The sequence below is a fragment of the Nocardioides sp. R-C-SC26 genome, from assembly GCF_021246465.1.
Classification (GTDB): Bacteria; Actinomycetota; Actinomycetes; order Propionibacteriales; family Nocardioidaceae; genus Nocardioides.
In genome coordinates, this window is sequence record NZ_JAHRHK010000002.1 from 247,234 (window position 1) to 269,392 (window position 22,159).

The following is a 22,159-nucleotide window of genomic DNA, read 5'->3' on the forward strand; positions in this document are numbered from 1 at the left end:
GGGTTCCGGGGGGGGCCCCCGCCCCCCCCCCGGCCCCCGCCGCGACGGCCCGCTGACGTTGGTACGACGCGCCGCGATCGAGGAGGTCGTGCACCGATGAGAGCTCATCGAGGCATCCCAACCGCGCCGCGGTCGGTTCGAGTCGGACCAGCAGGTCGGCCAGGTCGTCAGTGACCAGCCGCTCCTGGCAGGCGCCGTCGAGGATCACGATGGCGTCGAGGCCGTAGCGCGCGGCGCGCCACTTGTTCTCCTGCACGTGCCACGGTGCGAGGTGGACGACGGGCTCGCCGCGCGCCACCCGGGTATCGAGGTCGACGACCAGGCAGTGCATGAGCGCCACCAGCGCCTGGAGGTCGAGCAGTGACGAGACGCCGTCGCAGATCCGGTTCTCCACGGTGCCGAGGTGGGCGGCGGGCCGCAGATCCCAACGGATCTCGGAGAGACCGTCGATCACTCCGGTGGTGAGCTGGTCGGACGCGAAGGACTCGAACTCCTCCCAACGCTCGAACTGGAAGGGGAGTCCGGCGGTCGGCAACTGCTGGAACATCAGGGCGCGGTTGGAGGCGTATCCGGTGTCGACACCCGCCCAGATGGGGGAGGAGGCCGAGAGCGCTTGGAGGTGCGGGTAGAAGGTCAGCAGCGCCGAGAGCACCGGCAGGACCCGATCTCGCTCGGGAAGGCCCACGTGCACGTGCACGCCCCAGATCAACATCTGTCGCCCCCACCACTGGGTGCGGTTGATCAGCTCGGCGTAGCGGTCGCCGTCGGTGAGCTGCTGGGCCGACCACGCGGCGAAGGGATGGGTCCCTGCGCCGAAGAGGTCGATGCCGAGGTCGTCGGCAGCCGCGACGACACCGGTCGCCGTCGCACGGAGGTCGTCGATGGCGTCGCCCACGCGTCGGTGCACGCCCGTGACGATCTCGACGGTGTTGCGCAGCAGCTCCTTGTGGACCCGTCCGGGTTCGGGCACGCGCGGCTTGGCCCGGGCGAAGAGGTGGGTGGCGTCGTTGCGCAGATCGCGAGTGCGACGGTCCACGAGCGCAAGCTCCCACTCGACGCCGAGCGTCGGCTCCGGCGAGGCGTGGAAGTCGATCCGCACGGCGTCAGCGTCGCACATCGAGGGCCTGCCAACATGGGCGGCATGGCACGCGAGGCGGAGGGTGAGCTCACCACCCGGGAGCTCACGCTGACGCTGGACTTCTGCCTCCGCGTCGGCGAGCTGCTGCTGTCGTCCGGCGCCGGCGCGGCGGACGTCACCGCGACGATGCTCTCCTTGGCGCGGGGACTCGGTGCGCGCGAGGCAGCGGTGGACATCACGTTCACTTCGCTGTCGATGAGTCACCAGTCCGATCCCGAGGAGGTGCCGCTGCTCGCGACACGGCAGGTCACCTCGCGGGTGATCGACTACCAGGACCTCACCCGGGTCGACCACCTCGTGCGTGCCGTGATCCGCGGCGACCTCGGGCTGCTCGACGGGCGCGCCGAGCTGCGTCGCATCGTCTCCACGGGCCACGACCGGCACCGCTGGGCGGTGACCGCCGCCTGGGGCGTGATGTGTGCGGCCATCGGAGTCCAGCTCGGGGGCGACTGGCTCGTCGCGTTGCTCGCGATGACCTCCGCGGTGCTGATCGACCGGCTCCAGCTCCGGATGGCCCGTCGTCGGCTGCCGACGTTCTACCGGCAGGTCGCCGGCGGAGGGGTGGCCACCCTCGTCGCGGTGGCGGGCGAGGCGTCCGGACTGGAGGTGCGGGTCTCCCTCGTCGTGACGGCGAACATCATCATGCTGCTCTCCGGCATCGGCTTCATGGGCGCGCTGCAGGACGCACTGACCGGCTTCTACATCACCGCCGGGGCGCGGATCACCGAGGCGATGCTGTCCACGGCCGGCATCATCGCGGGGGTCAGCGGTGGCCTGAGCCTCGCAGGCGCCGTCGGCGTGGACCTGCCGACGGTGCGCCCCGGGGCGATCGGCATCCAGGACGCCGGTCTCGCGGCCGCTGGGGCAGCAGTGGCGGCCGCCGCGTTCGCGTTCGCCTCCTACTCGCCCAAACGGGTGCTCGTGCCGATCGCCGTGATCGCCGCGGTCGCGATCGGCATCTCGACCTCGATCCAGGAGCCAGGTATCGGGGGCGCGTGGTCGGTGGCGTTCGCCGCGCTGTTCGTGGGTCTGGTGGGCTACGCCGTCTCGTCGCGACTCCGGGTGCCGCCACTGATCGTGGTGGTCTCGGCGGTGGTCCCCCTGCTGCCCGGTGTCGCGATCTATCGCGGACTCGCGCTGTTGAGTGGTGGTGAGCCCGCCAACACCGCGGAAGGTCTGGCCGCCCTGATCGGTGCGGCGTCCATCGCGCTCGCGCTCGCTGCCGGCGTCATCCTGGGGGAGTACGTGGCTCAGCCGCTGGCTCGGGAAGCACGTCGGGTGGAGAGCCGGTTGGCCGGCCCCCGGCTGGTCGGGCCGGTCAAGAACCTCGGACGCCGCGCGGTGCCGCGGAGGCGTTGACCCGTCTTCAGTTAAAGACGGGTCAACGCTCAGACGACCTTGGCGGGCAGGACGCGCTTGGCGCCCTTGGCGATGACGTCCTGGTAGCGGGCACCGGTGAGCTTGGCGAACTGGTGGAGCAGGTGGGCATCGATGCCGACGAGCACCCGGGGCTGGTTCTTCAAGATCCCGCGCACGATGATCTCGGCGGCCTTCTCCGGCGTCATCCGGGCGAGCTTCTTGTCGAAGAGCTTGGCCGTGGCCGCCTGGTCCTCCTTGGCCGAGACCCGGGCGTTGCGGGCGATGGCGGTCTTGATGCCACCGGGGTGCACGGCCGTGACGCCGACGGGGTGGCCGGCGATCAGCATCTCCTCGCGCAGCGCCTCGGTCATGCCGCGGACGGCGTACTTGGAGGCGTTGTACATCGTCTGCCCCGGCATCGAGATGAGGCCGAAGAGCGAGGAGAGGTTGACCAGGTGACCGTCGCCGCTGGCGATGAGGTGCGGCAGGAACTCCTTGGTGCCGTGGACGACACCCCAGAAGTTGATCCCCGTGATCCACTCGATGTCGGAGTACTCCAGGTCGACGAAGTCGCCGGCGAGCGCGACGCCGGCGTTGTTGACGACCACGTTGACGCGGCCGAACTGCTGCACGACGTCGAGGGCGTAGCGGCCCATCGCGTCGCGGTCGGAGACGTCGACGCGGTCGCTGCGCACCTGGGTCGCCCCGGCGCGCGAGACCAGTTCGACGGTCTCGGCCAAGCCGGCCTCGTCGACGTCGGAGAGGGCGAGCAGCGAACCGCGCTCGGCACAGTTGACGGCGAGGGCGCGGCCGATGCCGCTGCCGGCGCCGGTGATGACGACGACCTTGTCGCGCAGGGTCTTCATGCGAGGGATTCCTCTCGATCGGTGGAGCTCGGGGTGGCGTGGGAGGGCGTGGTCGCCGCGACGCGGTACGAGCCGGCGTCGAAACGGGCCAGGGCGCCGCGGAAGGAGAAGGTGGAGCGCGGCCACAGAGTGGTGTTGTTGCCGTGCTTGTCCAGGTACCAGCTCGCGCAGCCGCCGGTGCTCCACACGGTGCGCTTCATCCGCTGCTGCAACGACGCCGACCACGCACGCTCGACGTCCTCGCGGACCTCGACGCTGCTGTAGCCGTTGCGTCGCATGGAGCGGATCGCGTCGACGATGTAGGTCACCTGCGACTCGATCATGAAGACCATGCTCGAGTGCCCCAGGCCGGTGTTGGGGCCGACGATGAAGAACAGATTCGGGAAGTCGGCGACGGCGGTGCCCTTGTAGGCCGACATCCCCGTCTCCTCCCATCGATCGGCCAGCGTGGTTCCGGAGCGGCCCACCAGGTGCTCGGTGATCGGCAGCTCGGTGGTGTGGAACCCGGTCGCCACGATGAGGACGTCGATCGCGCGCTCGGTGCCGTCCGACGTCACGATCCCTGACGGCGTGATGCGCGCGATCGGGTCGGTGACCAGGTCGGTGTTGTCGGCCGCCAGCGCCGGGTAGTAGGTGTTGGAGATCAGGATGCGCTTGCAGCCGATCTGGAAGTCGGGCGTGACCTTCGCACGTAGCGCCGGGTCGCTGATGCCCTTGCGGATGTTGGCGAGCGCCATCTGCTTGGCGGGCGTCGCGAGCTTCGGAGCGCGGGTGAACGCCGGTACGTAGCCTTCGCGACCCCAGTAGATCGCCGTGCGATAGAGGTCCTGCAGGCCGGGGACGTGACGCAGGGCCGCCCGCTCGAACGCGGGGTAGCGCCGATCGTTGCGGGGGATCACCCACGGCGCCGTGCGCTGGTAGACGTCGAGATGCCCGACGGTCGGTTGGATGGCGGGCACGATCTGGATCGACGAGGCGCCGGTGCCGATCACGGCCACGCGCTTGCCCGCCAGGTCGACGTCGTGGTCCCACCGCGCCGAGTGGAAGATCTCGCCCGCGAAGTCCTCGATGCCGTCGATGGCCGGCAGCTTGGGTGCAGACAGTCCGCCGGCCCCGCTGATGACGACCCGCGCGGCGTAGGTCGCCCCACTGGTGCTGACCAGCCAACGGTCCTGCCCGCCGTCCCACCGGGCGTTCTCGACGGTGGTGTCGAACACGAAGCGGTCCAGCGTGCCGGAGTCGCGCGCGACCCGCTCGAGGTAGGCGAGGATCTCCGGCTGCGGCGAGAACGACATCGACCAGTCGGGGTTGGGGGCGAAGGAGAACGAGTACAGCTGACTCGGCACGTCGCACGCGGCACCGGGGTAGGTGTTGTCCCGCCAGGTGCCGCCGACGGTCGAGCCCTTCTCGATCACGACGAAGTCGCGCTCGCCGGCCTCCTGCAACTTGATCGCGGCGCAGAGGCCGGCGAACCCGGAGCCGATGATGAGAGTGTCGACGTCGACGGGGGAGCTCATGCCACGACGGTACTTCCCTTATTGAATTCACGTCAATAGAATGGGCCGCGTGACGTCCAGCACCCGGATCCGCCTCAGCCCCGACGAGCGGCGCGAGCAACTGCTCGACCTCGGCGTCCGACTGCTCGCGACCCGCTCGCTCGACGAGCTCTCCATCGACGTGCTCGCCGAGGAGGCCGGTATCTCGCGTGGCCTCCTCTACCACTACTTCGGCAACAAGCACGCCTTCCACGAGGCTGTCATCCAGCGCGCGGCGAACGACCTCATCGCGCAGACGGCGCCTCCGGCCGATGCCGACCCCCTGGCGCGCCTGGCGGCGTCGATGGCGGCCTACCTCGACTACGTGGTGGCCAACCACGAGGGCTACCTGTCGCTGGTCAAGGGTGCGGCCAGCGGCAACGAGTCGCTCCGCGCCATCTACGAGGAGACTCGTGCCGCGCTCGCCGAGCGGATCTTCACCGAGGATGCCCAGGCCGACCTGATCGCCGACACGCCCGCCACCCGACTCGCCGTGCGCGGGTGGGCGGCGATGGCTGAGGAGGTCGTACTCGCCTGGATCGCCGAGCCCGACGGCGTCACGCGCGCCGAGGTGCTCGACCTGCTCGCGAACTCACTGCCGGCGCTGGTGGACGCCACGACGGGTGGAACCGCCGCTAGCTGATCACCGCCGCGAGCTGGTCCAAGCCCCACGAGAGGTCCTCGGGGTCGATCACCAGGGGCGGGGCGAGGCGGATCGTCGAGCCGTGAGTGTCCTTGGCCAGGACGCCGCGCGCCAGCAGCGCCTCGCAGACGTCGCGACCGGTGCCGACGGCCGGGTCGACGTCGATGCCCGCCCACAGGCCGCGCGTGCGGACGGCGAGCGCGCCGCTGCCGACCATCGCCTCGAGGCGCTCGCGCATCGCCGTGCCGAGTTCGAGGGCGCGACGTTGGAGATCGCCGGTCGCCAGCATCTCGACGACGGCCTGGCCCACGGCGCACGCGAGCGGATTGCCGCCGAACGTCGACCCGTGCTGGCCGGGGCGGAGCACGCCGAGGACGTCGCGGTCGGCGACGACCGCCGAGACGGGCACGATCCCGCCGCCGAGTGCCTTGCCGAGGATGTACACGTCGGGCACGACGTCCTCGTGGTCGCAGGCGAAGGTACGTCCCGTACGGCCGAGCCCCGCCTGGATCTCGTCGGCGAGGAAGAGCGCCCCGTGCTCGGTGCACAGCCGCCGGACCGCGCGGAGGTAGCCCGCCGGCGGGATCACGACGCCGCCCTCGCCCTGGATCGGCTCTGCCAGCACGGCCACGGTGTGCGGTCCGAACGCTGCAGCGAGCGCCGCCTCGTCGCCGTAGGGCACCGGGACGAAGCCGGGGGTGAACGGTCCGAAGCCGTCGCGGGCGTCGGGGTCGTCGGAGAACCCGACGATGGTTGTCGTCCGGCCGTGGAAGTTGCCCGACATGACGATGATCTCGGCGCGGTCCGCCGGCACGCCCTTGGCCTCATATCCCCACTTGCGGGCGACCTTGATCGCCGTCTCCACGGCCTCGGCGCCGGTGTTCATCGGCAGCACGAGCTCCTTGCCGCAGAGCGCGGCGAGGGCGGCGGTGAAGTCGGCGAAGCGGTCGTGGACGAAGGCGCGACTGGTGAGGGTCAGCGAGTCGAGCTGTTCATGGGCGGCCCGCAGCAGGCGCGGGTGGGAGTGACCGAAGTTGAGGGCGGAGTAGCCGGAGAGCAGGTCGAGGTGACGGCGGCCGTCGACGTCGGTCATCCAGGCACCCTCGGCGTGGGCCACGACGACTGGCAGCGGATGGTAGTTGTGCGCGGTGTGCGCCTCGGCACGGGCGAACTCCGCCTCGGTCCGCTGGCCTGTCGTGCTCGCGGCGGTGCGGCTCTGAGTGCCGGCGGCCTCGGTCGTCAACGACGTCGTCACGCGTCTCTCCTCCCGTTCGTCGCGACTCCGCCCGATCGGTGCCGCGTCCTGTCTGCCACCGTAGGGCGTCCGCCCAAGATTGTCAGACAATATCGGTCGGGTGTTGCTCGCCAGCGGCAAGGACGACGTCGACACTGGTGTCGCCCGGCCGGCTGGACAGCCGCACGGCCCCTCCGTGGGCGGCCACGATGGCCTCCACCAACGACAGGCCGAGACCGACCCCGCCCTCGCGGTGTCTTGCGGCGTCCCCACGGGCGAAGCGCTCGAAGGCATGGGGGACGAGCTGCGGTGGAAAGCCCGGCCCGTCGTCGTGGACGGCGAAACCGTCGACCCGCACGCTCACGGTGACGGTCGTCCCCGGCGGGGTGTACTTGCGGGCGTTGGCCAGGAGGTTGGTGAGCGCTTGGTGGAGCCGCTGTTCGTCGCCCACGACCTCGACGGCCTCGTCCGGCAGGTCGAGCTGCCAGCGGCGTTGGGCGTCGAGGACACGCGCGTCCGCGACGGCCTCGAGTGCAAGACGGGTCAGGTCGACGGGCTCGCGGACCAGCGGTCGCCCCGAGTCGAGTCGTGCCAGCAGCAGCAGGTCCTCCACGAGAGCCGTCATCCGCGACGACTCCTCGGCCACCTTCGCCACGGCCGTCGCCTGCGCTGCGATGTCGTCGGGGTGGCGCCCGGCCAGCTCGGCGTATCCGGCGATCGTGGTCAGCGGTGTGCGCAGTTCGTGCGAGGCGTCGGCGACGAACTGTCGGACCCGCTGCTCGCTCGCGTGGCGGGCGTCGAGCGAGGTCTCCACGTGGGCGAGAAGGCTGTTGAGAGCGGCGCCGACCTGCCCGACCTCGGTGGCCTCGTCGGTGAGGTGGTCCGGCACCCGCTCAGTGACGCCGATGCTCCCGGAGTCCAGCGGACGTGCGGCCACCGAGTGAGCCGTGGCCGCGACCTCGCGCAGCGGTCGCAGCTGTCGCCGCACCAGCAGCAGCCCGGCAGCGGCGGCGAGCGCCCCGCCGATCGCGATGAGCAGCGCCTCGCGCAGCACGAGGGCGGAGACCGCTCCGCGGACGTCGTCGTCGGGGAGGCCGCCCAGGACGATCCCGCCTGAACGGGTAGTGAGGGCGAGGACGCGGTAGCTGCCGAGTCCGGGCAGCTCGACGGCGTGTGCCTCGCCGTCCGCGGGCACCGTGCGCAGAGCGTCGATCACCCCGTCGTCCAACGCGGTCCACGTGCCGGCTCCGCGATCGGAGTCCAGCAGCACCTCGCCGGTGAGTTCGCCGTCGGAATAGCGCGCCGACACCGTGCCCACGCCCTGCCCCACCGGGCCCGCCTCGTCGGGCCGCGGTCGGTCCAGAGGCGACCGGAACGGATCGTTCGCACCGTCGGGTGCGAAGGCGACGTCGAACTGGGCACGCCGGGCGGCCGCGGCGACGTCGTCGTCCAGTTGGTCGGTCAGGTAGGCGCGCATGGCCAGGGTGGTCACGCCGCCGACCAGCACGGAGACGACGACGACCAGGCCCACGGTCGCGACGACGAGCCGCGCCGACAAGGATGCGAAGAGGGTCTTCACGACGTCGGCTTCAGCACGTATCCCGCACCGCGCATCGTGTGGATCATCGGCTCCCGCCCGGCATCGATCTTCTTGCGCAGGTAGGAGATGTAGAGCTCGACGACGTTGGCCTGGCCGCCGAAGTCGTAGTTCCACACCCGGTCGAGGATCTGCGCCTTGCTCAGCACACGCCGCGGGTTGCGCATCAGGAACCGCAGCAACTCGAACTCGGTCGCAGTGAGAGTGATCTCGACGCCGGCACGCGCGACCTCGTGGCTGTCCTCGTCCAACGTCAGGTCGCCGACCCGGAGGACCGAGCTCGTCTGCGCCTGGTGCGCGCCGGAGCGGCGCATCAGAGCGCGGAGCCGGGCGACGACCTCCTCGAGGGAGAACGGCTTGGTGACGTAGTCGTCGCCGCCGGCGGTCAGGCCGGCGATGCGGTCCTCCACGGCGTCGCGTGCGGTCAGGAAGAGCACCGGGATGTCGGCGTCCGCGGCACGCAATCTGCGCAGCACCTCCAGGCCGTCGAAGTCGGGCAGCATCATGTCGAGCACGACGGCGTCCGGACGCTGCTCCTTGGCTGCGGCGACGGCCTTGGAGCCGGTGTGAGCGGTGGCCACCTGCCACCCCTCGTAGCGCAGTGCCATCGAGATCAGCTCGGCGATGTTGACCTCGTCGTCGACGACGAGGACACGCAGAGGTGAGCCGTCGGGTCGCGTCAGGTTGAGATCGGGCGCCGATGCCATGGGACCACTGTGCCGTGGTTGGCTGTGCGCTGGCTGTGAGATCGGTCAGGCGCTGGGCTGCGCACCCCGATCGCGGTACTCGCTCGGAGGCATGCCGACGAGCCGGGTGAAGTCGCGACCGAAGTGCGCTTGGTCGAACCACCCGAACGTCGCGGCGAGATCGGCGAGCGCGCCGTCGTATCCCTGGTCGATCGCCGCCACGACGTCGTGCATCCGGTATCGGGCGAGCACCCACTTGGGTCCCACTCCGACGTAGTGGGCGAAGAGCCGCTGCAGACGTCGAGCGGAGATCCCGTGGCGCTCCTCGATCTCGGTGACGCGGATCAGTGCGCGGTCGGCGAGCATGTCGGCGACCACGTCGAGCACGATCTGGTAGTCGGAGTCGCCGGGGTCGGGTGTGAAGGAACGCATGGCGATCTCGGCGACGGCGACCACCTCGTCGACCGGGCGGGGGTGGGTGAGGCCGTCGAGGGTGGCGAGCGCGGCCCGGACGTCGCTGGGGAGCAGACCGTCGGCGGGCGCGGTCCGGTCGGTCACGGCTCGCGCGGGCACGCCGGTCAACGCCGTGAATCCACCGGGCCGGAACTTGGCTCCGTAGACCCAGCCCCGGCGGGCCAGGGTGACGTCGAAGCGCCGCGTCACCACGCCCGTGACGAGCACACGTTCGGCGCCGACGCCGGCGCGCGGGTGGCCGCGCTCGACGCTGATCGTGCATGCCGGATGCGGGAGGGTCTGGCTGGAGTAGGTCGCGCCGTCGGGAAGGTCCCAGGTGAGCAACCAATGGTTCTCCACCCACTCGGTGAGGTCGGAGGACGCCGATGGCCGCGCCACCGTGGCGTGAGCGGCGAACTGCTCCGGTCGGAGGATCCCGGCTGTCGTCGAGGTCGGTGTCGCATTTGTCCTAGCCCGCACGCCGCCAGCCTAGGAAGGATCACCGACATGACCTCTGCCCCGACCCTGAAGATGATCAGCCTGGACTGCTCCGACGTGCGTGCGCAGGCGCGGTTCTGGTCCGAACTGCTCGGTTACCCGATCGCGCACGTGCAGGACGAGTACGCGATGCTCGTCGGCTCCGACGGCGCTCCTGCGGTCGGATTCGGCCAGGTCGAGGGCTTCGAGCCGCCGGCGTGGCCCGACCCAGCCGGAGGCAAGCGATTCCACTTCGACCTCGCGTGCGACGACGTCGCGGCGGTCGAGGAGCGGGCTGTGGAACTCGGCGCAACGCTGGCCGAGCCACAGCCGGGCGAGACCTGGCGTGTTCTCCTCGACCCGGCCGGACATCCGTTCTGCCTGACCGCCGCCGCGAACTGGTAGGTCAGGCACGCCGGAAGCACAGCGCGGACACAGCTTCGCGGCGTGTGCTTCCGGCATGACCGAGAACCCGCAGCACTCCCAGAATCCCGACGCTTCGCCCGCCACCGAGGCGGTCGTCGATCCGGCCGCGCCGGCGGTCGCGACTCCGTCGGGCGCAGCGCCTGATGCTCCGCGCACAGGCATGCGAGATCGGCTCTTCGGTATCCGCAGTGTCGCGGCGGTCGCGGCGGCGTCGCTGATCATCGGCGCAGGAGGTGGTGCCCTGGTGGGCGTCGCCGTCTCCGGTCACGACCGCGACGGCGGGCCGGGGGGCCGCGGCGGCGACCGCGGCTCGTTCTCCGACCAGCGTCCGGGCGGCGACGGGCCACAGGGATTCCCCGGCGGTGGCCCGGGGAAGCAGGGCGGTCCGGGGATGGCTCCGCCGGGAGACCAGCAGCCGCCGAGCACCGCGCCCGAGGACGACACCGCTCCGGACTCCGACTCGGGTGCGACGACGTCGCTGTACCTGGCCTGACCGCAACGCTCGACGAGCACCTCGCTGGATCGTGCTCGCGGGCGCACCGCATCCTTGAGATGTGTCGATGCGGACCACTAGCGTGCCTGGACCGTTCCCGCTCCAGGAGGCAGTAGTGCGCACCACGATTTCCAGCGCTCGTGCTCGTGCTCGTGGTCGCCGCGTCGCGATCGGGTCGGCAATGCTGCTCGGACTGTCGCTGACGACCCTCGGCCCGTCGGCGCAGGCTCAGGAGGACTCGGCCGGGTCGCGTGCCGCGGCTCAGGTGGTGATCTGGCCTCTCCCCACGCTCTACCCGGTGCGGGACGGCTATCGCGACTCCGACGTCGTCGAGGTGGAGTTCGGCGACCCGGGTGTGCGCGAGGCTCGCATCGACATCCTCGATCCGGCCGGCGCCGTGCTGGCGACGGCGACGGCCGCCACCCCCGAGAGCTTCACGACCGAGCTCACCCTGCCGTGGGGCGGGAGATACGCCGGGCGAGTGGTCGCTGCCGGAACGTACACGGTCCGCGCGAGCGGGATCGACGAGAGTGGGACGGCCGTCGACGTCCGCGCCCCCTGGGTGGTGTCGGGGAAGCGTCTGCAATGGCAAACCTGGAGCAAGAGAGTCGCGCCCCGACGCAGTCTGGCTGCTTGGGTGGTCGGGAACTGCTCGCGGCTGACCAGGATCGGCGCGCGCGGCCTCGGACTCCACTCCCAGACGTCCTGCCGCAACCCCGAGGCGAGCCTGATCTCGACCACCTACGCGGCGACCCTGCCGCAGAGCTTCGACGGCCGTTACCGGTCCGCGCGCGTGGACGTCGTGGGCGGCAAGCGCCGCAACGCCCCCGCAGGGCGTCGGCACTACGCCGTTCTCACCTATCTCGACACCACAGGAGAGCTGACCTACCGCCGGGAGCTGCCCGCGCGACGCGCACGCCACCGCGGGATCCTCGCCGCACCGGGGACCGTCCTCCGTGGTGAACCGGATCGCCCGACGGTCATCTGGCACCTGGGACTGACCGCCGGAAGTCAGTACGACGTGACGGACTTCGTGATCAGCATCCAACGGCGGGTGCTGGCCTGAGCGGAGCCCGAGGCGGCGTCCGCGGACGTCAGCTCACGCGCCGGCAGATCAGTCCGCCAGCAGGTCGCGGACGGCGAGCGAGGCGAACACCATCGCCGAGCCCAGCGGCGCACCGGGGCCGGGGTAGACGGGCCCGAACACCGACGCCGTGGAGTTGCTGGAGGCGTACAGGCCCGGGATGGCGGTGCCGTCGGTGCGCAGCACGCGAGCGGCGGCGTCGGTGACCAGGCCGCCCTTGGTGCCCAGGTCGGAGAGTACGAAGCGGGCGGCGAAGAACGGGCCCTGGTCGCACGGCGTCAGGGCCTTGTTCGGCCCGGTGCCGGCGGTGAAGAAGGTGTCGTACTCGTCGGCGCCGCGTCCGAAGTCGTCATCGGTGCCGGTCTCGCAGAAGCCGTTGTAGCGCTCCACGCTCGCTGTCAGCGCCTCGGCGGGCAGACCGGCGGCTTCGGCGAGTTCGGAGATCGTGTCGGCCTGCACCCAGGTGCCGGCGGCGAGATGCTCGGCGGGATCGCCCTCGGGCATCGCGATGGCGGGCAGCCGGCCGCCCTCGCTGGAGTCGAAGACGAACCACGAGGGGATGCGCTCCGGTGCGGCGGCCATGAGCCGGCCGAACCGGTCGTAGGGCAGGCACTCGTTGCCGTAGCGATTGCCGGTCGCGTCGACCATCAGACCGCTGCGGAATCCGAGGGTGAAGGAGCCGCCTCCGTCGGGCTGCTCGAGGCCGGGGCAGAACCACCCCAGTGCCGAGAAGTCGGTCGCAGCGCCGAGCCCGGCCGCCGCGGTGATCGGCTCGCCCGCGTTGGTGCCGCGCGGGGCCATGCTCCAGGCGACCTCGCCGGGAACCCCGTGCTCGGTGCGCATCGCGGCGTCACCCTCGAAGCCGCCGGCCGCGATCAGGACGGCGCGCGCGGTCAGCTCCACCTCGCCGGACGGCGTCTCGGCACGCACGCCGACGACCCGCCCGTCGTCCCCGGTGAGCAGGTCGGTCATCCGGTGCTCGGTGAGCACCGTGCCGCCGTCACGCAGCACGATGGTGGCGAGTCGCGCGATCAGTGCCTGCCCGCCGCTGAGGGTGCGGCGGCCCGGAGCGCCGACGCGGTCGAGCTCGACGGGCGGTCGCACCAGTGCCGCGACGTCCTCGCGCAGCTCGTCGCGCTTGATGCTGGCCGGCTGGATCGAGCGACCCATCGGGACCCGGCCGGGGGCGTCGTAGTACTCGGAGAACGGCAGCCAGTCGAACGACATCGCGTCGTCCTCCTCGAGCGACGCGACGAGCTCGGGTGAGTGGGCGAGGAAGGCGTCGAGCTTGGCGCTCACCGCGGCGTCCGCGGCGTCGGGGAGGATCGCCTCGAGATAGGCGCGCGCGCCCTCGGTCGAGTCGGGGAGCCCGGCCCGCTGCTGCACCTGGCTTCCGGGCAGCCAGCAGGCACCACCGGAGTAGGCCGAGGTGCCACCGAGATAGCCCGTCCGCTCGACGACGGCGACGGAGAGGCCCGCGCGCGCCGCCACGGCCGCCCCGGTCAGGGCGCCGCCGCCGGAACCCACCACGATCAGGTCGTACTGCTGCTCGCTCACGCGGCTGATCGTCGTACTAGAACGTGTTCTAGCGCAAGCATGGGGGAGACTGTCCCGGTCATGTCGAGCACCTCTCACCCGCGGCCCGAGCGCCTGCCGGACCCTCCGCCGGAGACCGGTCGGGAGGGCGTCCCCGTTGCGCAGCCGGCTCCGCCGTCCGAGCTGAGGATCGTCTTCCCGGACCTGCCGGTCAGCGAGCGGCGCGAGGACATCGCCGACGCGATCCGCCGCCACCAGGTCGTCATCGTCGCGGGCGAGACCGGCTCGGGGAAGACCACCCAGCTGCCGAAGATCTGCCTCGAGCTCGGCCGTGGGATCGAGGGTCGACGGATCGGCCACACCCAGCCGCGCCGCATCGCGGCCCGCTCCGTGGCAGAGCGGATCGCTGCCGAGCTCGGCAGCGAGCTCGGCGACCTCGTCGGCTACCAGGTTCGCTTCACCGACCGGACGTCGAAGCAGAGCCGGGTCAAGGTGATGGCCGACGGCATCCTGCTCGCCGAGCTGCAGCGCGACCGGGTGCTGCGCCGCTACGACACCCTCATCATCGACGAGGCCCACGAGCGCAGCCTCAACATCGACTTCCTGCTGGGCTATCTCAAGCGACTGCTGCCGAAGCGTCCCGACCTGAAGCTGATCGTCACCTCCGCCACCATCGACGTCGAGCGCTTCGCGCGGCACTTCTCCGACCGGCGCGGCGAGCCGGCGCCGATCATCGAGGTCTCCGGCCGGACCTATCCGGTCGAGGTGCGCTATCGGCCGCTGATGGATCTGAACGAAGAAGTCCTTCAAGACGGCTCGTCCCTCACCTCCTCAGGAACCGCCCTTCGAGACGGCTCGTCCCTCGCCTCCTCTGGAACCGGCCCGCAGGACCCGATCGAGGCGATCGTCGACGCCGTCAAGGAGCTCGGCGCCGAGGGAGACGGCGACGTGCTGGTCTTCCTGCCCGGCGAACGCGAGATCCGCGACACCGCCGAGGCGCTGGAGCCGTTGGCACAGGGGCCGCGTGGCGTGGAGATCGTGCCGCTGTACTCCCGGCTCTCCTCGGCCGAGCAGCACCGCGTCTTCGCCCCCCACAGCGGACGCCGGGTCGTGCTGGCGACCAACGTCGCCGAGACGTCGCTGACGGTTCCGGGAATCCGGTACGTCGTCGACACCGGCGTTGCACGGATCTCGCGCTACTCGGTGCGCACCAAGGTGCAGCGGTTGCCGATCGAACCGATCAGCCAGGCCTCGGCGAACCAGAGAGCCGGCCGGTGCGGCCGCGTCGCGCCGGGCATCGCGATCCGGCTCTACTCCGAAGAGGACTACGAGGCTCGGCCGGAGTTCACCGATCCCGAGATCCTGCGCACCAACCTGGCCTCCGTCATCCTGCAGATGGCGTCGCTCGGCCTGGGCGATCTGGGCCGATTCCCCTTCGTCGAGCCACCCGACAAGCGGCAGGTGCAGTCGGGGATGCAGTTGTTGGAGGAGCTGGGCGCCGTCCGAGCGGGCGAGCCCGCGGCGTCGGCCCCTGAGCCTCCGGCGCGGTCGGCGGGCGAAGGCCGCGAGCGGCGTCGTGGCACGCGACCAGAAGGGCCCCGGCTGACCGAGACCGGACGTCGTCTGGCGCGGATGCCGCTGGACCCTCGGCTGGCGCGGATGATCCTGGAGGCCGAACGCCTCGGCTGCGTGCGCGAGGTCATCGTGATCGCGGCAGCGCTGTCGCTGCAGGACCCCCGCGAGCGCCCGGCCGAGCAGAAGTCCCAGGCGGACCAGCAGCATGCTCGGTTCAAGGCCGACGGGTCGGACTTCCTGGCCTGGCTCAACCTCTGGCGGTACCTGCGCACCCAGCAACGCGAGCTCAGCGGCAGCGCGTTCCGGCGGATGTGCAAGCGCGAGTACCTCAACTACCTGCGCGTGCGGGAGTGGCAGGACTTCGAGTCCCAGGTGCGGCAGGTCTGCAAGGAGCTGGGGATCGACCTCGGTCGCCCTGCCGACGTGCCGGATGCCGACGGCATCCATCAGGCGTTGCTCTCCGGACTGCTCTCTCACATCGGCTCGCTGGAGGAGCGGGAGAAGAACCAGCGGGGGATGCGCGAGTACCTCGGGGCCCGCGGTACCCGCTTCGCGATCTTCCCGGGCAGCGGGCTGCACCGGCAGAACCCCGGCTTCCTGATGGCTGGCGAGCTGGTGGAGACCTCGCGGTTGTGGGCGCGCCAGAACGCCGCGATCAAGCCCGAGTGGGCCGAACGGCTCGGAGCGCACCTGGTCAAGCGCACCCACTCCGAACCGCACTGGTCGAAGAAGCGCGCAGCGGTGCTGGCCCACGAACGGGTCACTCTCTACGGTGTCCCGCTGGTGGCCGACCGGCTCGTCAACTACGGCTCGGTCGAGCCGGCGCTGGCGCGCGAGCTGTTCATCCGGCACGCCCTGGTCTACGGCGAGTGGCACACCCGACATCGCTTCTTCCAGGTCAACCGCGACCTCCTCGAACAGGCCGCCGAGCTCGAGCATCGCGCCCGGCGGCGCGACATCGTCGTCGACGAGCACACCCTGTTCGACTTCTACGACGAGCGGGTGGGAGCCGACGTCGTGAGCGGGGCGCACTTCGACTCCTGGTGGAAGAAGGAGCGTCAGCGCCGACCCGAGCTGCTCACCTTCGACCTCGACATGCTGACCCACCGTGGCGTCGACGACGTGCGCGACGTCGACTATCCGACGCAGTGGCTCGGCTCCGCCGACCAGGGTCTGACCTTTCCGATCAGCTACCACTTCGAGCCGGGATCCGACGAGGACGGCCTCACCATCGACGTCCCGGTGGCCACCCTCAACCGGGTCGGGGACGACGACTTCTCCTGGCTGGTGCCCGGGCTCCGCGAAGAGCTGGTGACCAGCCTGATCCGCAGCCTGCCCAAGAGCCTGCGGGTCAGCTTCGTGCCCGCGCCCGACAAGGCGCGGGAGTTCCTACGCGACGTCCCGGCTGGTGACGAACCGCTGCTCGAGGCGCTGGAGCGCTGGTGTCGTGCGAGCGCCGGCGTGGTGGTGCCGCGCACGGCCTGGGACTGGTCGAAGATCGCGCCGCACCTGCGGCCGACCTACCGCGTCGTCGACGACGACGGCGACGAGCAGGCCCGCGGCAAGGACCTGGAGGCACTCAAGGAGCCGCTGCGCCCGCAGTTCGCCGAGGCGATGGCCGAGGTCGCGGGCGAGTCCGGACTGGCTGCGTCGGGGCAGCGGACGTGGACGTTCGAGGAGCTCCCGGCAGCGATCACCCAGCGTCGTGCCGGCCACGAGGTGACCGCGCACCCGGCTCTGCTCGACGAGGGCGACGCCGTCGGGCTGGCGGTGTTCGGCTCGGCCGAGGAGGCTGCCGCTCACCACCGCCTCGGTGTCCGCCGGCTGCTGGCACTTCAGGTGCCCGACCCCACGGCCGACCTGGTCAAGGGCCTCAGCAACGTTGAGAAGCTCGGACTCGCCGGGTCGCCCTACGCGGGCGTCGCGGACCTGTTGGCCGACTGCCGCCTCGCCGTCCTCGGAGATGCCGTCGACGCTCGGCCGCCCGTTCGGGACGAGGACTCGTTCGCGGCGCTGGCCGCGACGCTCAGCGCCGAGCATGCGGACGCCGTCCGTGCGACGTTGGGCGACGTCCTGAAGGTGCTGGAGGCCTGGCGTGTCGCTGAGCGCGCGCTGTCGGGACGCGCCGACATGCTGCAGCTGCCGGCCTTGACCGACATGCAGGCCCAGGTCGCCCGACTGATGGTGGCCGGTGTGATCGGCGAGGCCGGTGCCGCGCGCCTGCGTCGCCTGCCCACCTATCTCTCCGCGGTCGCCGTCCGACGCGAGCGGTTGGACGGCGGCGGTGCAGCGATCGGCCGTGACCGACAGGCCCACGACCAGATCGCGTCGGTACAGGAGGCCTACCTCCACCGGCTCGCCGCCCTCCCGCCGGGAACCCCGCCGACCCAGCGCCTGCGTGAGGTGCGGTGGATGCTGGAGGAGTACCGCGTCTCGCTCTTCGCCCAGCAGCTCGGCACCGATGGGCCGATCTCCGACCAGCGCATCCGCAAGGCGCTCGGCGCCGGGGGTTGACCGACTCCGGCCGTCGAGCTCGTCGGGACCGGGCTGCATCTCGGCGGGCTCGATGACCGGTGCCACGGTGGTCCAGGAGCCTCGCTCTGCGACCGGTCCTCGACCCATCGCGGCGTAGCCTGGCGCGGTGACCTCACCGAGCCCGCGCCCGCATCATCGCCCGCTCGCGCGGTGGTCGGGCTACTTCGAGGAGTTCGAGGGTGGTGCCGATCCGGCCCGGGTCAGCGAGGCTGCCGATGTCGCCGCGACCCTGCTCGTCCGCGGTGCCCGGGGCAGCGACGACGACGCCGTCGCGGGCCGCCTGCTGCGCCTGGCGGACGAGGAGGGCATCGAGACCATCGCGGAGCTGTGGGCCGGTGCCCCCGCCGACTCGCTCGCGGGCTGCCTCTGGCGGCTCTACGCGCTCCGCTCGTGGGTGCACGCCGACCCGCACGGCGCCGCCCGTGAGTTCGCGGCCGGTCGGCGCATCGCCGAGGTGCACGAGGTCGTGGCCGGCGTGGCCGATCCGCCTGGGCCCGACGAGTTGCGCGTGATGGTCGACCAGGTGCTCACCGGTATCGCCACCGCCGACTTCGCCGATGTGCTGCTCCGCGCCGCGGCGTTCGCCCGCGTCGTGGCCGCGGGGCGGGCCGACCTCGCGCTCGATCCGCACGTCGTCGCCCCGATGCTGCGGATGGCCGAGCAGGTCGAGGCGGCCGGCCATCTGGAGCTGGCCGGTCGGCTGGCCTGAAAGGTCGCGCGGAGAGGGGCAGGCCCGGTGGGCGTCGGCCCGGTGCTCAGGTGCATGCGGGGGCGGGGCCCGGCCGGCACCTGCCCTCGTCGTGCGATCTAGGCCCCGGGGACATCCGCCGAACTGCCTGGTGTGTCAGGAGGAACGGCGTACGCTGGCCGATGAGCACGTCGGGCCGCGGCAGCCCCGGGTCCCACAATAAGCCGCTACGAGCGGCCTCGCGCCGTGAGGCGCTCCCGGTCCGGCGTGCTCGCCCTCGGCTCCTCGGTAGGCTGTGCGCCGCCGGCGGTTCGACAGCGTCGGCGGCCGTACGCGCCGGTAGGAGAGTCGGGGCAGAACAGTCAGGAGGGCCGATGAGCCGCTGGAATCGACGACGTCGCACGGTCGCGGCGTCGCTAGCGGTGACAGCCCTGGTACTCGCCGGATGCACCGACGAGCCGCAGGAGCCCCCAGCGCCACCGCCCCCTCCGCGTCCGGTCACCCTCACGTTCGGGGTGTTCGGCTCAGCACCCGAGGTCGCGGCCTACCAGGAGCTCGTCGACGACTTCAACGCCGCCGCGGAGACGATCAGCGTCGAGGTGGAGTCGTGGCCCTCCAGTGCGGAGATGGTCGCCGACATCCAGAGCGGCACCACCGTGCCGGACGTATTCCTGCTGGCACGCGCCGACCTCGCCACGGTCGTCGAGAACGAACTGAACGTGCCGCTCTTCGGGCTGCTCGAGGAACGTGACATCAGCTACGGCGACGGCTACGAGCACGATGCGCTCGAGGGCTTCTCGGCCAACAACGACCTGCAGTGCATGCCGTACGACGTCTCGCCGATGGTGGTCTACTACAACACCGATCTGGTCGACTTCACGCGGATGCGCGAACGGGGTCTGCCGGTGCCGTCGGAATCGCTGACCAGCTGGGACTTCGACCAGTTCGAGGCCGCTGCACGATTCGCGAGCCGTCCGCGGCTGGGTACGAAGGGGCTGAGCCTGGACCCGACGCTGCGCAGCATCGCTCCGTTCCTCTACACCGGCGGCGGCTCCCTCTTCGACAACGACAGCGACCCGCGCTCCCTGGCCCTCGCCAGCGATGCCAACCAGGAGACGCTCACGCGCGTGTTGGAGCTCGCCCGCAACCCGCAGTTCACCCTCAACGACGCCCAGCTGCGCAAGGCGTCGCCGCTCGCGTGGTTCAAACGCGGCAAGCTGGCGATGATCGAGGGATACCGGTCGCTGACGCCGGAGCTGCGGCAGGTCGACGGGCTGAGGTTCGACGTCCTGCCGATCCCGAAGCTGGACGACAAGGCGACCATCGGTCAGATGACCGGCCTGTGCATCGGCAAGGGTCGCAGCGTGCAGCGCGCGGCGGACTTCCTGGTGCGCGCCATCTCCACCGACGGCGCCTCGATCGTGGCTCGAGCCGGCTACATCGTGCCGGCCAATCTGGCGGTGGCCCGCTCGGAGGCCTTCCTCCAGCCGCAGGAGCAGCCGCAGCACGCCGGTGTGTTCAACGCCAGTGTCGACTCGATGGTGACCCTGCCGATGCAGGTCGACTACCAGGCGCTCCAGATGGCGGTCGCGCCTGCGCTTCGGCGGCTGTTCGTCGACCCGGTCATCGACGACCTCGGCGCTTCGGCGGCGCTGATCGACGAGAGTTCGCGCCCGATCATCGACCCGGACTACGTACCCGACAGCCCGACGGGTTCGCCGAGCCCGTCCCCGTCGCCCTCGTCGCCGGGCTCGCCGTCACCGACGCAGGACTGATCCGAGCCTGATCCGCCGGAGGTCGCGCCGGACGCGGCGGCCGTGGATTCCGGCGCGGTCTGGGTTCGGGTCGAGGTCCGGCAGGTCGCCCGAACCCGGGGCGGGCCCTTCTGCGAGTGCGCCGACCCCTCAGGTCTCGGCGGAGAGGATCGCGTCGGTGATCAGCGGTGCGGTCAGCGCGATCTGCCAACCCCGGGCGCCGAGGTCCTGGAGCTGGGCGACGACGGCGTCGACGAGCTCGCCGGGCATCCGGGTCTGTGGCGGGCGCCAGAGCACGCGCCGCAGCGTGTCGGGAGTGAGCAGGTTCTCCGGCGGCACCGACTGCGCCTCGGAGAGTGCGGCGACGGCTTCGCGTGCAGCCGACAGCCGGCGCGCGGCGACCGGGTCCTTGTCGGCCCAGGCGCGCGGCGGGGGGACGCCGTCACCGCGCGGGGAGCGCTCGGGCATCTCCGACTCACCCATCTCCGCAGCACGGGTGAGCGCTTCGACCCATCGCGCGGCATAGCGGTCTGCGCCGCGGCCGTGGAAGCCCTTGGTCGCGCGCAGGCTGTCGCGATCCGTCGGGTGAGCGGTCGCCGCGGCGACGATCGCGGAGTCGGGAAGGATGCGCCCCGGGGTCACGTCGCGCTCGCGCGCGATCGCGTCGCGGGTGAGCCAGAGCTCGCGGGCCGCGGTGAGGTCGCGCAGCCCGCGCATCCGGTGCACACCCGACATGCGGCGCCAGGCATCGACCCGCACGGTGGGCTCGAAGTGCCGCAGGTGCTCGAACTCCTGCCGCGCCCACTCGGCCTTGCCGGCCACCTCGAGCTCGACGGCGAGTCGATCGCGCAGCTCCACCAGCACCTCGACGTCGAGTGCGGCGTACTCCAACCAGGCTTCCGGCAGCGGGCGCGTCGACCAGTCGGCGGCCGAGTGCTCCTTCTTCATCCGGTGGCCGAGCAGGGTCTCCACGAGCGTGGCCAAGCCGACGCGCGGGTAGCCCAGGAGGCGGCCGGCGAGCTCGGTGTCGAAGAGCGCCGAGGGCCGCAGTCCCTCCTCAGCGAGACAGGGCAGGTCCTGGGTTGCCGCGTGCAGGATCCACTCGGTGCCGGCCAGGGTCTCTTGCAGGAGCGAGAGCGAGTCGAGACCGATCGGGTCGATCAGCGCGGTGCCCGAACCCTCGCGCCGAAGCTGCACGAGGTAGGCGCGGTTGGAGTAGCGGTAGCCCGACGCCCGCTCGGCGTCGATGGCGACCGGCCCCGTGCCGCTCGCCAGACGAGCGCAGACGGCGGCGAGCTCGTCGGGTGTCTCGGTGACGGGAGGCAGACCGTCGCGCAGGACGAGCAGCTCGGCCAGCGGCTCGACGGGAGACTCGACGTCGGGCGCATCGCCTGCGACGTCGTCAGGCTCGGGGGTCGATGCAGTCGATGGCGATGCTGCGGGGCCGCTCATCGGCCCGCGGCGCCCCGTTGGCCGCGCCGGCTCGGAAGGACGGCGACGCCGGCGGGCACCGGCTCCAGGCCGGATGCGGTGCACAGCAGCTCGCCCCATGCCTCGACGTGTCGGGTGATCTGGAGACCCTCGGCGCCGAGCACGGGTGTCCAGGAGGCACGCACCTCGACCTGAGCGGTGCCCTCCTCCTCGCCCATCGTGCCGAAGCTCTCGGTGGCGACCTTCGTCACGGTGCCGGAGGCCGCGGTGAACTCCGCGCCGTGGCTCTCCAGCGCGTCCATCAGCCAGGTCCAGCCGACGTGGGTGAGCATCGGGTCGGTGACCAGGTCGAGCTCGATCTCGCTACGGCAGTAGGCCACGCAGCGGAAGTCGCCGTCCCAGGCGTCGTTCCCGGCGGGGTCGTGGAGCAGGATGATCCGACCGGTGCCGATCTCCAGGCCGTCGACGGTGACGTCGGCGCTGAGCGCCGCGGCGTACGGCGCGATCCGCTGGGGTGCCGGCATCTCTTCGCAGAAGATCTCCGGACGCAGGGTGGCCGAGCGCATGCCGAGCACCGCCTCGCGGAACTCCGCAGGGGCGGCTCCGGCGTCCCGGTTGGACTCCTGCGGCGCGACCATGTCGTCAGCGT

The 22,159-nt window shown here is 71.4% G+C and carries 18 protein-coding genes (1 of these 18 cut by a window edge); 8 read left to right on the forward strand and 10 right to left on the reverse strand.

Annotated features, from left to right (window positions below; translation table 11 throughout):
* On the reverse strand, positions 1-1,117 hold the 5' portion of the coding sequence (locus KSO97_RS02900) for a glutamate--cysteine ligase (RefSeq protein ID WP_232676384.1). Its footprint begins 122 nt before the window's first position; 1,117 of the gene's 1,239 nt are visible here — the first part of the coding sequence; its start codon is at positions 1,115-1,117; the stop codon falls past the left edge of the window.
* Between the two features lie 24 nt (positions 1,118-1,141).
* Here KSO97_RS02900 and KSO97_RS02905 point away from each other — a divergent pair, with 24 nt between their 5' ends.
* Positions 1,142-2,497: a threonine/serine exporter ThrE family protein gene (locus KSO97_RS02905; RefSeq protein WP_232676386.1), complete on the forward strand. Its 1,356-nt coding sequence runs from the start codon at positions 1,142-1,144 to the stop codon at positions 2,495-2,497.
* A gap of 29 nt (positions 2,498-2,526) precedes the next feature.
* Here the strand turns inward: KSO97_RS02905 and KSO97_RS02910 are convergent, their stop codons facing one another.
* Both KSO97_RS02910 and KSO97_RS02915 read right to left on the reverse strand, forming a co-directional pair.
* Positions 2,527-3,363: an SDR family oxidoreductase gene (locus KSO97_RS02910; RefSeq protein WP_232676388.1), complete on the reverse strand. Its 837-nt coding sequence runs from the start codon at positions 3,361-3,363 to the stop codon at positions 2,527-2,529.
* Positions 3,360-4,880: an NAD(P)/FAD-dependent oxidoreductase gene (locus KSO97_RS02915; RefSeq protein WP_232676389.1), complete on the reverse strand. Its 1,521-nt coding sequence runs from the start codon at positions 4,878-4,880 to the stop codon at positions 3,360-3,362. The genes KSO97_RS02910 and KSO97_RS02915 overlap by 4 nt, the downstream gene beginning before the upstream one ends.
* A gap of 40 nt (positions 4,881-4,920) precedes the next feature.
* On the opposite strand from KSO97_RS02915, the gene KSO97_RS02920 reads away from it, so the two are divergent.
* Positions 4,921-5,541 (forward strand): TetR/AcrR family transcriptional regulator, encoded by a 621-nt coding sequence (locus KSO97_RS02920; RefSeq protein ID WP_232676390.1) that lies wholly within the window; start codon positions 4,921-4,923, stop codon positions 5,539-5,541.
* On the opposite strand, the gene rocD is transcribed toward KSO97_RS02920, so the two are convergent.
* The 4 genes from rocD to KSO97_RS18155 all read right to left on the reverse strand — a co-directional run bounded on the left by rocD (position 5,534) and on the right by KSO97_RS18155 (position 9,991).
* Positions 5,534-6,796 carry an ornithine--oxo-acid transaminase gene (gene rocD, locus KSO97_RS02925; protein ID WP_308188250.1) on the reverse strand — a complete coding sequence of 421 codons (1,263 nt, stop codon included), beginning with the start codon at positions 6,794-6,796 and terminating at the stop codon, positions 5,534-5,536. The genes KSO97_RS02920 and rocD overlap by 8 nt on opposite strands.
* Before the next feature lie 82 nt (positions 6,797-6,878).
* Positions 6,879-8,354: a cell wall metabolism sensor histidine kinase WalK gene (locus KSO97_RS02930; protein WP_232676391.1), complete on the reverse strand. Its 1,476-nt coding sequence runs from the start codon at positions 8,352-8,354 to the stop codon at positions 6,879-6,881.
* Positions 8,351-9,079, reverse strand: coding sequence for a response regulator transcription factor (locus tag KSO97_RS02935; protein WP_269781867.1), 729 nt, complete (start codon positions 9,077-9,079; stop codon positions 8,351-8,353). The genes KSO97_RS02930 and KSO97_RS02935 overlap by 4 nt, the downstream gene beginning before the upstream one ends.
* Positions 9,080-9,124: 45 nt before the next feature.
* Positions 9,125-9,991: a DUF6597 domain-containing transcriptional factor gene (locus KSO97_RS18155; RefSeq protein ID WP_232676392.1), complete on the reverse strand. Its 867-nt coding sequence runs from the start codon at positions 9,989-9,991 to the stop codon at positions 9,125-9,127.
* Positions 9,992-10,018: 27 nt separating this feature from the next.
* Here KSO97_RS18155 and KSO97_RS02945 point away from each other — a divergent pair, with 27 nt between their 5' ends.
* The 3 genes from KSO97_RS02945 (at position 10,019) to KSO97_RS02955 (ending at position 11,973) form a co-directional block, all read left to right on the forward strand.
* Positions 10,019-10,393, forward strand: a complete 375-nt coding sequence (locus KSO97_RS02945; RefSeq protein WP_232676393.1) for a VOC family protein — start codon at positions 10,019-10,021, stop codon at positions 10,391-10,393.
* A gap of 55 nt (positions 10,394-10,448) precedes the next feature.
* Positions 10,449-10,907 carry a hypothetical protein gene (locus KSO97_RS02950; RefSeq protein WP_232676394.1) on the forward strand — a complete coding sequence of 153 codons (459 nt, stop codon included), beginning with the start codon at positions 10,449-10,451 and terminating at the stop codon, positions 10,905-10,907.
* Positions 10,908-11,022: 115 nt separating this feature from the next.
* Positions 11,023-11,973, forward strand: a complete 951-nt coding sequence (locus KSO97_RS02955) for a hypothetical protein (protein WP_232676395.1) — start codon at positions 11,023-11,025, stop codon at positions 11,971-11,973.
* A gap of 48 nt (positions 11,974-12,021) precedes the next feature.
* Here the strand turns inward: KSO97_RS02955 and KSO97_RS02960 are convergent, their stop codons facing one another.
* Positions 12,022-13,548 (reverse strand): FAD-dependent oxidoreductase, encoded by a 1,527-nt coding sequence (locus KSO97_RS02960; protein WP_232676396.1) that lies wholly within the window; start codon positions 13,546-13,548, stop codon positions 12,022-12,024.
* A gap of 60 nt (positions 13,549-13,608) precedes the next feature.
* On the opposite strand from KSO97_RS02960, the gene hrpA reads away from it, so the two are divergent.
* The 3 genes from hrpA (at position 13,609) to KSO97_RS02975 (ending at position 20,100) form a co-directional block, all read left to right on the forward strand.
* Positions 13,609-17,616 (forward strand): ATP-dependent RNA helicase HrpA, encoded by a 4,008-nt coding sequence (gene hrpA, locus KSO97_RS02965; RefSeq protein ID WP_232676397.1) that lies wholly within the window; start codon positions 13,609-13,611, stop codon positions 17,614-17,616.
* Positions 17,617-17,743: 127 nt separating this feature from the next.
* Positions 17,744-18,346 carry a hypothetical protein gene (locus KSO97_RS02970; RefSeq protein WP_232676398.1) on the forward strand — a complete coding sequence of 201 codons (603 nt, stop codon included), beginning with the start codon at positions 17,744-17,746 and terminating at the stop codon, positions 18,344-18,346.
* Positions 18,347-18,699: 353 nt separating this feature from the next.
* Positions 18,700-20,100: an ABC transporter substrate-binding protein gene (locus KSO97_RS02975; protein ID WP_232676400.1), complete on the forward strand. Its 1,401-nt coding sequence runs from the start codon at positions 18,700-18,702 to the stop codon at positions 20,098-20,100.
* A 129-nt stretch (positions 20,101-20,229) separates the two neighbouring features.
* On the opposite strand, the gene KSO97_RS02980 is transcribed toward KSO97_RS02975, so the two are convergent.
* Together KSO97_RS02980 and KSO97_RS02985 are read right to left on the reverse strand one after the other, a co-directional pair.
* The gene (locus KSO97_RS02980) at positions 20,230-21,531 is read right to left on the reverse strand and encodes a ribonuclease D (RefSeq protein WP_232676401.1); all 1,302 of its coding nucleotides are present in this window, start codon (positions 21,529-21,531) and stop codon (positions 20,230-20,232) included.
* Positions 21,528-22,148, reverse strand: coding sequence for a DUF3000 domain-containing protein (locus tag KSO97_RS02985; RefSeq protein ID WP_232676402.1), 621 nt, complete (start codon positions 22,146-22,148; stop codon positions 21,528-21,530). Before KSO97_RS02985 ends, KSO97_RS02980 begins: the two co-directional genes overlap by 4 nt.
* Positions 22,149-22,159 lie beyond the last annotated feature (11 nt).

Excerpts from the sequence above, each read along its gene's own strand:
- KSO97_RS02905 (WP_232676386.1), top strand. The coding sequence starts at position 1,142 with ATGGCACGCGAGGCGGAGGGTGAGCTCACCACCCGGGAGCTCACGCTG.
- KSO97_RS02910 (WP_232676388.1), bottom strand. The coding sequence starts at position 3,363 with ATGAAGACCCTGCGCGACAAGGTCGTCGTCATCACCGGCGCCGGCAGC.
- KSO97_RS02915 (WP_232676389.1), bottom strand. The coding sequence starts at position 4,880 with ATGAGCTCCCCCGTCGACGTCGACACTCTCATCATCGGCTCCGGGTTC.
- KSO97_RS02920 (WP_232676390.1), top strand. The coding sequence starts at position 4,921 with ATGGGCCGCGTGACGTCCAGCACCCGGATCCGCCTCAGCCCCGACGAG.
- KSO97_RS02935 (WP_269781867.1), bottom strand. The coding sequence starts at position 9,079 with ATGGCATCGGCGCCCGATCTCAACCTGACGCGACCCGACGGCTCACCT.
- KSO97_RS02945 (WP_232676393.1), top strand. The coding sequence starts at position 10,019 with ATGACCTCTGCCCCGACCCTGAAGATGATCAGCCTGGACTGCTCCGAC.
- KSO97_RS02950 (WP_232676394.1), top strand. The coding sequence starts at position 10,449 with ATGACCGAGAACCCGCAGCACTCCCAGAATCCCGACGCTTCGCCCGCC.
- hrpA (WP_232676397.1), top strand. The coding sequence starts at position 13,609 with ATGTCGAGCACCTCTCACCCGCGGCCCGAGCGCCTGCCGGACCCTCCG.
- KSO97_RS02975 (WP_232676400.1), top strand. The coding sequence starts at position 18,700 with ATGAGCCGCTGGAATCGACGACGTCGCACGGTCGCGGCGTCGCTAGCG.
- KSO97_RS02980 (WP_232676401.1), bottom strand. The coding sequence starts at position 21,531 with ATGAGCGGCCCCGCAGCATCGCCATCGACTGCATCGACCCCCGAGCCT.
- KSO97_RS02985 (WP_232676402.1), bottom strand. The coding sequence starts at position 22,148 with ATGGTCGCGCCGCAGGAGTCCAACCGGGACGCCGGAGCCGCCCCTGCG.